The organism is Pseudomonas sp. N40(2020), from assembly GCF_014472415.1.
In the GTDB taxonomy this organism is placed as follows: Bacteria; Pseudomonadota; Gammaproteobacteria; order Pseudomonadales; family Pseudomonadaceae; genus Aquipseudomonas.
Map to the genome: position 1 here is coordinate 50689 of NZ_JACSZV010000027.1, position 14740 is coordinate 65428.

General features: G+C 58.2%; 13 protein-coding genes. 9 read left to right on the forward strand and 4 right to left on the reverse strand.

Annotated features, from left to right (window positions below):
* The first annotated feature begins 98 nt into the window (after nucleotides 1-98).
* The 4 genes from mdtD (at nucleotide 99) to yccS (ending at nucleotide 6743) form a co-directional block, all read left to right on the forward strand.
* Nucleotides 99-1526 carry a multidrug transporter subunit MdtD gene (mdtD, locus tag IAI51_RS17870; RefSeq protein ID WP_187679684.1) on the forward strand — a complete coding sequence of 476 codons (1428 nt, stop codon included), beginning with the start codon at nucleotides 99-101 and terminating at the stop codon, nucleotides 1524-1526.
* An 80-nt stretch (nucleotides 1527-1606) separates the two neighbouring features.
* Entirely contained in the window at nucleotides 1607-2992 is a 1386-nt protein-coding gene (gene dbpA / locus IAI51_RS17875) for an ATP-dependent RNA helicase DbpA (RefSeq protein ID WP_187679685.1), read from the forward strand.
* Between the two features lie 134 nt (nucleotides 2993-3126).
* Nucleotides 3127-4305 (forward strand): NAD(P)/FAD-dependent oxidoreductase, encoded by a 1179-nt coding sequence (locus tag IAI51_RS17880; RefSeq protein ID WP_187679686.1) that lies wholly within the window; start codon nucleotides 3127-3129, stop codon nucleotides 4303-4305.
* Nucleotides 4306-4559: 254 nt separating this feature from the next.
* The gene (gene yccS / locus IAI51_RS17885; RefSeq protein ID WP_187679687.1) at nucleotides 4560-6743 is read left to right on the forward strand and encodes a YccS family putative transporter; all 2184 of its coding nucleotides are present in this window, start codon (nucleotides 4560-4562) and stop codon (nucleotides 6741-6743) included.
* Nucleotides 6744-6759: 16 nt separating this feature from the next.
* On the opposite strand, the gene IAI51_RS17890 is transcribed toward yccS, so the two are convergent.
* Complete coding sequence (locus tag IAI51_RS17890; protein WP_187679688.1) at nucleotides 6760-7497, reverse strand: substrate-binding periplasmic protein; 738 nt, start codon at nucleotides 7495-7497, stop codon at nucleotides 6760-6762.
* Nucleotides 7498-7752: 255 nt separating this feature from the next.
* On the opposite strand from IAI51_RS17890, the gene IAI51_RS17895 reads away from it, so the two are divergent.
* A complete protein-coding gene (locus IAI51_RS17895; protein WP_187679689.1) occupies nucleotides 7753-8205 on the forward strand; it encodes a GNAT family N-acetyltransferase in 453 nt (150 codons plus the stop codon).
* Between the two features lie 111 nt (nucleotides 8206-8316).
* Here IAI51_RS17895 and IAI51_RS17900 read toward each other — a convergent pair whose 3' ends face one another.
* The 3 genes from IAI51_RS17900 to IAI51_RS17910 are packed head-to-tail and all read right to left on the reverse strand — an operon-like array spanning nucleotide 8317 to nucleotide 11299.
* Complete coding sequence (locus IAI51_RS17900) at nucleotides 8317-8613, reverse strand: helix-turn-helix domain-containing protein (protein ID WP_187679690.1); 297 nt, start codon at nucleotides 8611-8613, stop codon at nucleotides 8317-8319.
* 26 nt (nucleotides 8614-8639) lie between these two features.
* Complete coding sequence (locus IAI51_RS17905; protein WP_123532475.1) at nucleotides 8640-9131, reverse strand: M48 family metallopeptidase; 492 nt, start codon at nucleotides 9129-9131, stop codon at nucleotides 8640-8642.
* Between the two features lie 44 nt (nucleotides 9132-9175).
* Nucleotides 9176-11299 (reverse strand): putative bifunctional diguanylate cyclase/phosphodiesterase, encoded by a 2124-nt coding sequence (locus tag IAI51_RS17910; protein ID WP_187679691.1) that lies wholly within the window; start codon nucleotides 11297-11299, stop codon nucleotides 9176-9178.
* A gap of 321 nt (nucleotides 11300-11620) precedes the next feature.
* On the opposite strand from IAI51_RS17910, the gene IAI51_RS17915 reads away from it, so the two are divergent.
* The 4 genes from IAI51_RS17915 (at nucleotide 11621) to IAI51_RS17930 (ending at nucleotide 14582) form a co-directional block, all read left to right on the forward strand.
* Nucleotides 11621-12289 (forward strand): polysaccharide lyase family 7 protein, encoded by a 669-nt coding sequence (locus tag IAI51_RS17915; RefSeq protein ID WP_187679692.1) that lies wholly within the window; start codon nucleotides 11621-11623, stop codon nucleotides 12287-12289.
* A gap of 360 nt (nucleotides 12290-12649) precedes the next feature.
* Nucleotides 12650-13012 (forward strand): DUF6124 family protein, encoded by a 363-nt coding sequence (locus IAI51_RS17920; protein ID WP_187679693.1) that lies wholly within the window; start codon nucleotides 12650-12652, stop codon nucleotides 13010-13012.
* Nucleotides 13013-13327: 315 nt separating this feature from the next.
* Nucleotides 13328-13594 (forward strand): hypothetical protein, encoded by a 267-nt coding sequence (locus IAI51_RS17925; RefSeq protein WP_187679694.1) that lies wholly within the window; start codon nucleotides 13328-13330, stop codon nucleotides 13592-13594.
* 289 nt (nucleotides 13595-13883) lie between these two features.
* Nucleotides 13884-14582 (forward strand): transposase, encoded by a 699-nt coding sequence (locus IAI51_RS17930; RefSeq protein WP_187679695.1) that lies wholly within the window; start codon nucleotides 13884-13886, stop codon nucleotides 14580-14582.
* The last annotated feature ends 158 nt before the right edge of the window (nucleotides 14583-14740 follow it).

A 14740-nucleotide genomic window follows, 5' to 3' on the forward strand; every position in this document is an offset into this window, starting at 1 on the left:
GACGCTCCGCGTCCCCGCCAAAGCGGACGCAGAGCGTCCGTTGCGGCATTCCCACGCAGAGCGTGGGAACGATCATCAAACAGACCACAAGAGGTTCCATGCCCAACCGCCCGCCTCTCGACGCCATCACCGCACGCTGGTTGCCGTGGGTCGTCGCCATCGCGTTCTTCATGCAGTCCCTCGACGGGACCATCCTCAACACCGCCCTGCCGGCCATGGCCCGGGATCTGGCCGAAGACCCGTTACGCATGCAAGGCGTGATCATCGCCTACATGCTCACCGTGGCGTTGCTGATTCCCGCTTCCGGCTGGATCGCCGACCGCTTCGGCACCAAGAAAATCTTCTTCGGCGCGATCCTGCTGTTCAGCCTCGGCTCGCTGCTCTGCGCGCTGTCGAGCAGCTTGAGCATGCTGGTAGGGGCCCGGGTGATTCAGGGCCTTGGCGGTGCGCTGATGCTGCCGGTCGGGCGACTGGTGGTGCTGCGTGCCTATCCGCGATCCGAACTGGTGCGGATCATGGGCTTCATCACCATTCCCGGCCTGCTCGGCCCACTGATCGGCCCGACCATGGGCGGCTGGATGGTGGAGTACCTGACGTGGCACTGGATCTTCCTGATCAACCTGCCGGTCGGCGTCATCGGTTGTTACGCGGTATGGAAATTCATTCCCGATCTGCGCGGCACTGAGCGCACGCGTTTCGACAGTCTCGGCTTCCTGCTGTTTGGTGCGGCGATGATCCTCATCACCATCGCCATGGAAGGCCTCGGCGAACTGCACCTGCCGCACTTGCGGGTGATGTTGCTGCTGTTCGGCGGCATGGCGTGTCTCGCGGCGTACTGGCTGCGCGCCGGGCATATCGAAAATCCATTGTTCGCGCCATCGCTGTTCAAGACCCGCACCTTTGCCGTCGGCATTCTCGGCAACCTGTTCGCCCGTCTGGGCAGCGGCGCCCTGCCGTTTCTGGTGCCGTTGCTGCTGCAAGTGGCGCTGGGTTATTCACCGTCGCAAGCCGGGATGAGCATGCTGCCGCTGGCCGCTGCGGCGATGGTCGCCAAGTGGGTGGCGCGGCCGCTGATTGAACGCCTCGGTTATCGCATCGTTCTCACCGGCAACACGCTGGCGCTGGGGATCATGCTGGCGAGCATGGGCCTGGTCAGCGAGCAGACGCCGTACTGGTTGCTCTTGTGCCTGCTGGCGGTGCTCGGCGCGATCAACTCGCTGCAATTCACCGCGATGAACACCGTGACCCTGATCGACCTCGATGACGCCAGCGCCAGTAGCGGCAACAGTCTGCTGTCGGTGGTCGCGCAGTTGTCGTTGAGTCTCGGTGTGGCGTGCGCCGGTGCATTGCTCGGCGGTTTTACGGCGGAGATCGGCAACGATGGCGTGGAAACCGTGCTGGGTGCCTTCCAGTTGACCTTTGTGACGGTCGGAATCATGGCGATGCTCGCCGCGACGATCTTCTCGCAACTGTCGAAAGAAGATGGCCGGCGCGCCAAACGTCCGGAAGAACACATCGAACATTAATCACTGTTCGTCCAGAACTTTCGAGAAAAGTGGCACGGGGCTGCTACACTGCGCGACATTTTGTTTTGCAGGCCAGTCCCGTGACCACCATCGCCACCGCTTTTAATACTCTGCCGCTGTCCGCCGCCATGCTGGCTAACCTCGAATCCCTCGGTTATGCCCAAATGACGCCGATCCAGGCGCAGAGCTTGCCGGTGATCCTCAAGGGGATGGACCTGATCGCCCAGGCCAAAACCGGTAGCGGCAAAACCGCTGCATTCGGCATCGGCCTGCTCAACCCGATCAACCCGCGCTACTTCGGTTGCCAGGCGCTGGTGATCTGCCCGACCCGTGAGCTGGCCGACCAGGTCGCCAAGGAAGTCCGTCGTCTGGCCCGTGCCGAAGACAACATCAAAGTCCTGACCCTGTGCGGCGGCGTGTCGTTCGGCCCGCAGATCGCTTCGCTGGAACACGGCGCACACATCATCGTCGGCACCCCGGGACGCATTCAGCAGCATCTGCGCAAGGGTTCGCTGGTACTTGATGGCCTGAACACGCTGATCCTCGACGAAGCCGACCGCATGCTCGACATGGGTTTCTACGACGCTATCGAAGACATCATCGTCAAAACCCCAGAGCGTCGTCAGACCCTGCTGTTCTCCGCGACGTATCCTGTGGGCATCAAGCAACTGGCCTCGAAATTCATGCGTGATCCGCAAACGGTCAAGGCCGAAGCGTTCCACGATGACACCCAGATTGAGCAGCGCTTCTACGAGATTTCCCCGGAAGACCGTATGAGCGTGGTGACCAAAGTCCTGCACCACTTCCGTCCGGCTTCCTGCGTGGCGTTCTGTTTCACCAAGCAGCAGGTGCAGGAAACCGTCGACCACCTGACCGCCAAGGGCATTTCCGCCGTCGGCTTGCACGGCGATCTGGAACAGCGTGACCGCGATCAGGTGCTGGCAATGTTCGCCAACCGCAGCACTTCAGTGCTGGTCGCCACCGACGTTGCCGCCCGTGGTCTGGACATCGATGCACTGGACATGGTGATCAACGTCGAACTGGCCCGCGACTCGGAAATCCACATTCACCGCGTTGGCCGTACCGGTCGTGCCGGCGAGAAAGGCATTGCGATCAGCCTCGTTGCACCGGGCGAAGCGCACCGCGCGCAGGCCATCGAGCAACTGCAGAAATCCCCGCTGAACTGGGATCAGGTCGACAACCTCAAGTCCCAGGGCCTCGCCCCGTTGCAGCCGCCGATGACCACCCTGTGCATCGGCGCTGGCCGTAAAGACAAAGTGCGTCCGGGCGACATCCTCGGTGCTCTGACTGGCGACGCCGGCATTCCCGGCGCTCAGGTCGGCAAGATCGCGATCTTCGACTTCCAGGCCTACGTGGCCGTTGAACGCACCGTGGCCATGCAAGCCTTGCAGCGTTTGAACGACGGCAAGATCAAGGGCCGTTCGTTGCGCGTGCGTATCCTCTGACCCGGTCGTTCCCACGCTCTGCGTGGGAACGCATCCTGTGACGCTCCGCGTCACGATTCAACAGCGGGCGCAGAGCGTCCATGGCGGCATTCCCACGCAGAGCGTGGGAACGATCATTGTGTGAGGACACCGTTTTGCGCTCTACCGAAGTCGTGATCATTGGCGCTGGCGCCGCTGGATTGATGTGTGCACTGACCGCCGCCGGGCGTGGCCGTCAGGTACTGCTGCTCGACCATGCGAACAAGGCCGGCAAGAAAATCCTGATGTCGGGCGGTGGTCGCTGCAATTTCACCAACATGTACACCGAACCAAGCAATTTCCTTTCGCAAAACCCGCACTTCTGCAAATCCGCACTGGCGCGCTACACCCAGTGGGATTTCATCGGCATGGTCGGCAAGCACGCCGTGCCGTATCACGAGAAAAAACTCGGCCAGTTGTTTTGCGATAACAAGTCCAGCGACATCCTCGGCATGCTGCTGGACGAGTGCGATCAGGTCGGCGTCGAGTTGCACCTCGATACCTCGATCCAGACCATCGAAAAAATCGAGAGCGGTTACCTGCTCGACACCACTCTCGGCCAGATCCAGTGCCAGTCGCTGGTAATCGCCACCGGCGGTCTGTCGATCCCCACGCTAGGCGCCACCGGTTTCGGTTATCAGGTGGCCAAACAGTTCGGCCACGAACTGCTGCCGACCCGCGCCGGCCTGGTGCCGTTCACCATCACCGATCAGCTCAAGGACTTGTGCACGGAGCTGTCCGGCACTTCCGTGGATTGTCTGGTGAGCTGCAACGACCAGAGTTTTCGCGAGAACATCCTGTTCACCCATCGCGGGCTCAGCGGTCCGGCGATTCTGCAGATCTCTTCGTTCTGGGAATCCGGCGACACGGTGGAGATCAATCTGCTGCCGGATCACGACGCGGCTACATGGCTGCAACAGCAAGTCGCCGAACGCCCGAACAGCGAACTGAAAACCCTGCTCGGTGAAATCTTCACCAAGAAGATGGCCAATCTGCTGGCGGACAACTGGTTCGTCTCCAAACCGATGAAGCAATACACCCATGCCGAGCTGGCGGAAATCGCCGACAAGCTGGGGAGCTGGAAAGTCGTTCCGGCCGGCACCGAAGGTTATCGCACCGCCGAAGTTACGCTGGGTGGTGTCGATACTCGCGAAGTCTCCTCCAAGACCATGGAATCGCTGAAAAGCCCTGGCCTGTACTTCATCGGCGAGGTGCTCGACGTCACCGGCCATCTGGGTGGCTTCAACTTCCAGTGGGCCTGGGCCTCGGGTTACGCTGCTGCGCAATACGTTTAATTCAAAGCTAAATACAAAAACCTGTGGGAGCTGGCTTGCCAGCGATGAGGCCGGCAGATTCAACATCATTGTTGACTGTCAGGCAGCCATCGCTGGCAAGCCAGCTCCCACAGGGTTATGTGCCCCATTCAAGATTTAATCCGGCACAAGATCTCAAAGGAACACTTTTTGCTGTCAGATGTGATCGGCGCCATTGCGTCGGCGTCATTACTGGCTCAATTTAGCGGCATCGCCTCGGAAGGCCTTCGCACTTCATGTCCTCGACCTCGTTTCGTCAGTCTTTGCGGCGCCTGTGGGCGCTGGATAAATTCAGCTATAGCGTGCGGGTGTTCATCGCCCTGACCGGCAGCATGGCGCTGTGTTGGTATCAGGATGAAATGGGGCTGCTGATCCCGTTGTTCCTGGGGATTATCGCCAGCGCCCTGGCCGAGACCGACGACAGTTGGCAGGGCCGCCTCAACGCACTCGCCGTGACGCTGGTGTGTTTCAGCATCGCCGCGCTTTCGGTGGAATTACTTTTCCCCTACCCCATCGTGTTTGCCGTCGCTCTGGCACTGGCCAGTTTCGGCCTGACCATGCTCGGTGCGCTCGGTGAGCGTTATGGTGCGATCGCGTCGGCGACCTTGATTCTCTCCGTGTACACGATGATCGGCGTCGATCAGCGCGGTGGCGCGGTGATCGATTTCTGGCATGAACCGATGCTGCTGGTGGCGGGCGCCGCTTGGTACGGCTTGCTCTCGGTGCTGTGGCAGGCGATGTTTTCCAATCAGCCGGTGCAGCAGAGTCTGGCGCGGTTATTCCGTGAACTCGGGTTCTACCTGAAGCTGAAATCCTCGCTGTTCGAGCCGGTCCGGCAGATGGACGTCGAAGCCCGGCGCCTGGAACTGGCCCAGCAAAATGGCCGCGTGGTCGCTGCACTGAACAGCGCCAAGGAAATCATCCTGCACCGGGTCGGCAACGGTCGCCCCGGCTCGAAAGTCAGCCGTTACCTGAAGCTGTACTTCCTCGCCCAGGACATTCACGAACGCGCCAGCTCTTCGCACTATCCGTACAACGCGCTGGCCGAAGCGTTCTTCCACAGCGACGTGCTGTTCCGCTGCCAGCGCCTGCTGCGCCAGCAAGGCAAGGCCTGCCGGGCGCTGGCCGAATCGATCCAGATGCGCCAGCCGTTCGTCTACGACGCCAGTTTCGCCGAAGCCCTGAGCGACCTCGACGCCTCCCTCGAACACCTGCGCATCCAGAGCAATCCGGCCTGGCGCGGCCTGCTGCGGTCACTGCGCGCACTGGCGGCCAACCTCGGCACCCTCGACCGTCTGCTCAGCGACGCCAGCAACCCCGACGCCTTGGCCGACGCCACCGACAGCAGCCTGCTCGACCGCTCGCCACGCAATCTGAAAGACGTGTGGATTCGCCTGCGCACACAACTGACGCCGACTTCGCTGCTGTTCCGCCACGCCCTGCGTTTGCCGCTGGCATTGAGCATCGGCTACGGCATGGTGCATTTGATTCACCCGTCGCAAGGCTACTGGATCATCCTCACCACGCTGTTCGTCTGCCAGCCGAACTACGGCGCCACGCGACGCAAACTCGGTCAGCGGATTCTCGGTACGGCCATCGGCCTGACCGTGGCATGGGCACTGTTCGATCTGTTCCCGAGCCCGTTGGTGCAGTCGTGCTTCGCCATCGCTGCCGGGGTGGTGTTCTTTACCAACCGCACCACCCGCTACACCCTGGCGACGGCAGCGATCACCATCATGGTGTTGTTCTGCTTCAATCAGGTCGGCGATGGTTACGGACTGTTCCTGCCACGGCTGTTCGATACCCTGCTCGGCAGCCTGATCGCCGGCCTGACGGTGTTCCTGTTCCTGCCGGACTGGCAGGGTCGACGCCTGAACAAAGTGCTGGCCAACACCCTGACCTGCAACAGCATCTACCTGCGCCAGATCATGCAGCAATACGCCGCCGGCAAGAGCGACGACCTCGCTTATCGCCTGGCCCGGCGCAACGCGCACAACGCCGATGCGGCGCTGTCGACGACGCTGGCGAACATGCTGATGGAACCGGGGCATTTCCGGAAGGAAGCGGATGTCGGTTTCCGCTTTCTGGTGCTGTCGCACACCTTGCTCAGTTATCTGTCAGGGCTGGGCGCGCATCGCGAGACTCAGTTGCCGGCCGATGTGCGCGAACATTTGATTGACGGTGCCGGCGTGAAACTGGCGGCGAGCATCGATGAAATCGCCCAAGGGCTGGCGAGCAAGCAGCCAGTGGCGATTCAGAGTGATGAAGAAGAAGCGCTGGCCAATGAGCTGGAGCAGATGCCGGATGAGATTGATGAGGGGCAGCGGTTGGTACAGACGCAACTGGCGCTGATCTGCCGGCAGCTTGGGCCGTTGCGCACGCTGGCGGCGCACCTTATCAAAGACACTGCCGAGGTTTGAGGTGGCCGGACTGGCCTCACATCCCATGCTGCCTCAGCAATTTGTCATAACTGCCATCCGCCTTCATCGCCTCAATCGCCTTATCAAACCCCGCGACAATCTGCTCATGCTGCGGATTCTTCAGGCTCACCAAGATATGCAGGCTGTTCTCGCTCAACGGCTTGGGCAAAAACTCCACGGCACTGCGCACTTTCGGTGATTCCCGTGCCAGGTAATGCCGCGCGACATATTCATCTTCCAGCGTCAGCTTGACCCGATCCGCCGCGAGCATACGCACCGCCATCGCAAAGTTATGCACAGGGACTTTCTGCAACGCGGTGTCGGCATCGAACGGCGGCGAGTAGGCATAACCGCGTACCACGGCAATCGGATAAGTGTGCAGTTGCTGCAAGTTGCTGTATTCGAGGGGCGTGTCTTTGCGCTTGAGGAAGCGGATGCGATTAACCAGATACTCACCGGAAAATTGCCCGAATTTCGTGCGCTCATCGTTGTACCAGGCGTTGACCAGCACATCGTAGCGTCCCTCACCGACACCCAGCAGCGCCCGCGCCCATGGCACTTGCTCATAATCGCTGGCATAACCGGCCCGAGCCAGCGCGGTGCTGACAATGTCGGTGGCCAGACCGCCGTTGACCAGCGTGTCGTCAGTAAAGGGCGGCCAGATATCAAACACCAGCCGCAGCTTTTCGGCTGCAGCGGCTTGGGCCAGCAAGAGCAATCCGATCAAAGCAAAAGCTCGATGCAGTCGCGGCATGCTTGAAAATCCTTAGCGGGCGGCACGCCCGGCGTGTTTCCAGTCAAAACCCCAAGGCCCCGTACCGGCAAAACCCAGGCCCTAACATTAGCTCATTGCAGCCAGTGCACAGCGTTCCCCAGCAGATTACACAAAGAAGTCACCGGTGCGAGAAAGGAATGATGGCATTTTGACCTTTGTCACAGACTCTTACGCCATACAGACATCTTTCGCGCCTGCGCTTAGTATCGGGCGACACGTTCAAGGAATCGGAAAATGACAATCGAATGGGTCTGCAAACATCACAGCGACTTGGGCAAAGAACAGCTCTACGCCCTTTTGAAGCTGCGCTCGGAAGTGTTCGTGGTCGAACAGAAATGCGCCTATCCGGACCTCGACGGCCAGGACCTGGACGGCGATACCTACCACCTGATGGGTTGGGAGGATGACCAGTTGATGGCGTATCTGCGCCTGCTGGACCCGGAGTCCCAGGGCGGCGACGTGGTGATCGGCCGCGTGATCACCGCGCCACAAGGACGGGGCAAAGGGCTGGGGCACGAGATGATGGAGCAGGCGCTGAAACAGGCCGAGAAACACTGGCCGCAGGTGCCAATCTATCTGTCGGCGCAGGCGCATCTGCAGGGGTATTACGGCAAGTACGGGTTTGTGGTGGCGGGTGAGGAATATCTGGAGGATGACATTCCACATATCGGGATGCGGCGCGCTTAAGGGCCTTTTCGCGAGCAGGCTCGCTCCCACATTTGGAATGCATTTTCCTGTGGGAGCGAGCCTGCTCGCGATGGCGTCAGCTCAGTCAACTCAGGACTCAGGACTCAGGACTCAGGTATATTCCAGCACTGCCTTGATCTGCCGCAAATTACGCTCGATCCACCCCCGATCAATCGCCCCCCACTCGCGAATCCGATAACGCCCGGCATGGTTGCGAGCGCCCTCTTCCTGTTCGAACTCGCAGACGATATCCAGATCCGCCAACGCGGCAATCGTGTCCTGCGCCGTGCGCCGGGGCATGCCGGTGACTTCGGTCAGCGTCGGCACACTCGGAGCCAGGCCGCTGTCGATCAGATACGCCACATACAAGCGGCGATAGAAACTGCTTTTGGTCTTGCTTACGTCCATCCACACCTTCCTGGTTGCGACTGTTGTTATTGCATGTCCCGCCACGTCAGATACACCCGCAGATCAAACTCGACCTGGTGATACCCCGGCAGCATGTGCTCACACAATTTATAAAACGCCTTGTTGTGATCCGACTCTTTGAAGTGCGCCAGCTCATGCACCACGATCATTTTCAGAAAGTCCGGCGCGGCGTCCTTGAACAGCGAGGCGATACGAATCTCTTTCTTGGCCTTGAGCTTGCCGCCCTGCACGCGTGAAACCGTGGTGTGCAGACCAAGGGCGCGGTGGGTCAGGTCGAGGCGGTTGTCGAACAGCACTTTGTCGATGGCCGGAGCATTACGCAGGTATTCCTGCTTCAGATCCAGCGCGTAGCTGTACAACGCCTTGTCGCTCTGCACGTCATGCCGCCCCGAGTAACGTTGATCCAGGTATTCACCCAGACGCCCGTCGGCGATCAGCTGGCGCACCTGATCCTGCAATTGCGCGGGATAGGCCTGGAGATACTTCAACACAGTCATGGACGGGCGACACGGTTCGAAAAAGGTGTGCCAGTGTAGCGAATTCAACCGGGCAACGCGCTCCAGTCAAACGGCTCGGCGAAGCTGGCAGCATCCTCGGCGATCAATGGACGCGCGACGAGGAAGCCTTGCACATATTCGCAGCCGTGAGCTTGCAGCCATTGGTATTGCTCGATGGTCTCGACACCCTCGGCAATCACCAGCAAACCGTACTGCTTGCACAGACTGATGACTGTGCTCACCAGTGAAGCGTCCCGCGACGAATCAGGCAATCGGGCGATGAGGTGCCGGTCGAGCTTGAGCGTGTCCAGTTCCAGATCGCGCAGATGCGCCAGTGAACAAGGCCCGGAGCCGAAGTCATCCAGCGCCACCCGCACCCCGAGATTGCGCAGCAAGCGCAACTGTTTACGGGTTTCGTCCGGATTTTGCATCAAGGCTTCTTCGGTGACCTCGACCTCCAGTTGCCGTGGCTGCAAAGCGTGCCGTTCCATGACCTGGCGCAACTCGGTGACCAGATTCGGCAGGCTGAACTGGGTGTTGCTCAAACTCACGCCGAGCACCAGATCTTCGGCAAACAAGGTTTCCCAGGCTTTGCGCTGGCCGGCGCCGCGATGATAAATCCAGCTGCCGAGACGACTGATCAGCCGCGCCTCTTCCAGCAACGGCAAAAACAGACCCGGCGGCACATCACCCACGCTCGGGTGCTGCCAGCGCAACAACGCCTCAAAGCCACGAATCTGGCCGCTGTCGATGGCCACCTGCGGTTGATAGACCAGGTTGAAATCACGGTTTTCGATGGCGGCGCGCACGCTCTCTTCCAGCATCAGACGCGAACGCGCCCGGCCGTTCATTTCATGATCGTAAAAGCGATATTGCTGACGCCCGGCACGCTTGGCTTCGTACATGGCAATGTCAGAGGCGCGCAGCAGACCGTCGAGGTTCGATCCGCAATCAGGGTATGTCGCGATACCGATACTGGCGCCCAGCGCGATATCCAGCCCTTCGATTTGCTGACAGATCGACACTCTTTCGATGAGTTTCTCGGCAATCTTCGCCGCCTGCTCGGGAAACTCCAGATCCAGCAGCGCGGTAAATTCATCACCGCCCATGCGCGCCAGAATATCGAACGGCCGCAGACACGCCTTCAACTGCTCGGACACCCAGCGCAGCACGCGGTCGCCTGCATCATGGCCGAGGGAATCGTTGACCCGTTTGAAGCCGTCCAGATCCAGATAAAGCAGCACCCAACTGCTGTCGCTGCGCTCACCGCGCAATAGCAGATTTTCCACGGTCTGGTAAAAACCGCGACGGTTGAGTAAACCGGTCAGCGGATCGGTGACGGCCTGAAATTCCAGTTGCTGATGCAGATGGCGCACCACCGACATGTCCAGCACCGTCACCACCATCGCCTGTTGTTCGGAAGGTAACGGCGCACAGGACAGCGCCACCGGCACCTGCTGACCCGGCGCGGTGCGCAGCAGAGCATCGTGCAGCCGCAGGGTTTCGCCGCGCTGATAGCTTGTACGGAATTCGGAATCGGCCCACACGGGAATGTGCGGTTTCTGCAGATAATCGAGAAACTCCTTACCGTCCAACTCCTTCACCGGCGCATTGAGCAACCGTGAGATCGCCGGATTAGCAAAGCGGATCAAGCCGTCCTCGCCCAAAACCAGAATGCCCTCGGCGGCGTTATCCAGCACCGAAGCATTGAAGGCCCGGGCGGATTCCAGATCCCGGCTCAGGCGCTGCAAAGCCCGGCGATTGCGCTGATGCTCAAGCAACGCTTGCACTTTGGGCTTGAGAATCTGCGGATCGAACGGTTTGAACAGGTAATCCACCGCGCCACTGGCGTAGCCCTTGATCACGGCGTCCTGGGACTGTTCGTTAGCGGTGAGGAAGATGATCGGCGTAAGCCGCGTACGCTGACTGCCGCGCATCAGTCGCGCGACTTCAAAGCCGTCCATGCCCGGCATCTGCACGTCCAGCAGCACCAGATCGACGTCGTGTTCGAGGAGGATATTCAGCGCCTCGAAACCGGAGGCGGCGGTCAGCACGTGCCAATCCTGACGCTGCAGCAACGCGCGCATGCTGATCAGGTTTTGAGGGTAATCATCAACGATCAAAAGGACAGAGTTGCCTTCACCTGGCTGGGGTTGCGCGCATTCCATGCTGCTTCTCTTATCGGGACCACAGGCGGTTTTCCGGTTAAAACCGTACACATACTGAGCCATCACTCTAGTCGCGGATCGACAAAAGCAGTAGCTGTCATCAGGCCATCATTTAACCAATGGCAGGTTTAGCCGACTAACGGTCAGTCCTGTAGCCCGCTAAAACCGGGATAGATGGCATTTCGACAGGATGTTGACGTCAATCGTCCGCCGGACGGCGGTTAACAAAAAATCCCTCTACGCTTATAAAGGCCGCCCCAAAACGCGCGGGCTAGAGCTTCTGGCATGCGCGTGCAGCGAAAATTGAGTGGAAGAACCGACATGATCGATCTCGCAACCTGGAACCTCAGCGTTCCCGTTGGCAGCCCGCCATACACCGTCGAAACCTCCAAACTGGTGAAAGGCTTCAAGGATCAGTACTTCCATTCCGATACCGGCACCCTGTTCTTCTGGTCACCGGTGACCGGGTCAAAAACCGAAAACGCCATCTACCCCCGCACCGAACTGCGCGAAACCTACAGCAACGGCACCCTGCGCAACTGGTACTACCCCGACGCCGACAACCTGCTGCGCGCGACCCTCACGGTCAACAAAGTGCCGAGCTCCGGCAAAATCGTCATCGGCCAGATCCACGCCTATGAAAGCCAGAAGCCGATGCTCAAACTCGAATACCAGTACAAGACCAAAACCGAAACCGGCAACCTGGTGATCAAAGTGCGCATGCATCCCGATGACGACGAAAGCCGCGTCATCACCCTCGCCACCGGGGTCAAACTCGATCGCGAATTCAACTACCTCATCCACTTAAGCCCCGGCGGCGCACTGGGCGTAAGTGCGGCGGGTTATCAGTGGGATTCGCAGATCAGCGCGACGTGGCGCAACAAGCCGTTGTATTTCAAGGCCGGGGTTTATGTGCAGGACAATACGGGGTACACGAGTGAGGGTGGGCAGGTGACGTTTAGCAAACTCGATATCGATCACGACAAATAATCCCCGCATTTAAACGGCGTTGTTTAGATCGGTCGGCGGTTACTTCCGGATGCCTACAACAGCTTGCGTCGTTGCCTACGGGTACGCCAGAATCCGCCGGCTTGTGCGCCTGGAGGGCCATCGGTAACTTGATTCGCGTCACTGATTTCCAGTGATCGGGTTTAGTAGCCCGTGGTTTCACGCTTGGTGCACAAGCATCTGTCAGTCAGGGATTTCGATTCCTGCGCTTGATGGTAGCTGTGCGCAGGGCACCTTCGGGTGCGCCGGCTTGCTCGAAACCCCGGTCTACTAACCTGCGTACAGTTGCCTCCACTTTGATTAGTAGCCAGAGAGGGGGCACTCCAATAAGGTTTCGAGCAAATGACTAAATCAACGCCTCATCCGCCGGTCACCGACCCGGCATCCCCTTACGAATCCCCCAACTCAAAAAGATTCCACGACGCCGCCGAGCGCGCCCTCGACCACTACCTCAACCCGGCCGCCGCGATCATGGCCAGCACCCACGAACCCGAGGCCATGTACCTCGCCAACCCGAAGTACAACACCGAATCCCTGCTGGCCAACGCCAGCGAAACCCTGAGTTCAGCCAGCGAAATGCTCAACAACTTCGCCGCGACGCTCGACACCTCGCACCGCAAGACTGCGCTGGGCATCGCGCAGGTGGTCATGCTCGGTGAACTGGCGGTGAATCAGGCGCTGGATCATGTTGAGTTGAAGGAGTAGCGCCGCTTAAACAAGCAATTAATCGCCATTAAAGAACCCGTCTCTAGGCGGGTTTCTTATATCAAGAAGCTCTCCCTTGATTCCGCTCACCCCTGTAATTCAACTAAAAAGAGCACTCCGCTGAGTCAGCACGCTTTACTGAATCAGTACCCACTTAAAAACACTCTTAAGTCAATCGCAAAAGATTATAAAAAAACGTCATTTCTTACAGGTTACTGAAGGCATATTTAAACTTAGAATTCCTAACGCAAACACAAAGTAACAAGCAGCAAGATAAAAAACTATCTATAACTATCCAACCAGAAGGATCTCGAAATGGCCACTACAAAGATCAACAGCGTCAGGGTCGTTGGCAATCAAGCTATATTAGATGGAACGGGACCAGCCAATACTAAAATTTATGTGGCACAAAGTGGGTCTGGCATGCATTTGGGACAAGGTGAAACGCGCGGTGATGGCCTATTCACCATTACGACCATTCCCCTCTTACCAGGCAACTACACTGCCGTAGTTGGCGAGATGGTCTCCGGCTTAGTCAATAACAATAACTGGTCTAATGAAGCCATGTTCCAGATAGTCTGAAATGAGCGCTCTGCTTAACAAAAACCCGTCTTATGGAACCAAAAAAGGGAACCAAAAAAGGGGACAGACTTATTTAAACCACCTCTTTTGCTTGTTTATCGGCTTACACATCAAACAATAGGCAGCAGCCGGCATTAAATCACCTGTAATAAATGACAGTTTTTCATACATTTTTGCGATAGCAGAGATAACTAGAAGCAAGCGAGACTGAAAACGACTTTCAGCGAGGAGGGAAGCACGCTTCTAGCTGCTACGCTTCCCTCATTACTACAAGGACGTAGGAGGCGATATGCCCAGAACGGGACGTGTTGTGTTACCCAATTATCCGCATCATGTCGTGCAACGAGGCCACAACAGGCAGGTTGTGTTCGCCGAGCCGGGCGACTTCCAGCGTTATCTCGAAGATCTGCGAGAACTCAAAACGCTATTCAACGTGAAAGTGTATGCCTTCTGCTTGATGACCAATCATGTCCACCTATTGCTAGCTCCGGGGGACTCCGTTGCGGGTCTCGGACAATTAATGAAAGGCCTGGCGGGACGCATGACAAGGTATCGCAATAAGCTGGAGGGCCGCTCCGGTACCTTGTGGGAGAGTCGATACAAATCCAGCGTGGTTCAAACCGACACCTATCTGCTGGCATGTAGTCGATACATCGAGCTAAACCCGGTGCGAGCGCAAATGGTTCAGCAGGCACAAGATTACCCTTGGTCGAGCTTGCACCTTCGCCTCAACGAAACTGCAGACAACCATTGGCTAGACGAAGATCCTTGTTTCAACGAACTCGGTAAAACTCATACTGAGCGCCTTGCTCGCTATACCTCATTTATGGAACAGGCGATACCTTCCTCAGAATTGCAGTTGATCCGAGGCGCCCTCCAGCGTGGCCAGTTGACCGGCAATCCTCGATTTATAGACGAAATAGAACAAATCACTGGATTGCGAATATCGCATCGAGCCCAGGGCAGACCTGCGAAACAAAGCGGATAGAAGCACTAGGGGCAATTAAATAAATCGGTGATAAATAAATCGTCCCCTTTTTCTACTAACCCGCTTTTTTCTATAGATCATATTGCGCAGATCATTATTTCAAAAGCATATAAAAACCTGTCACTTATTACAGGTGACAACGAATAACGCTGAAAACT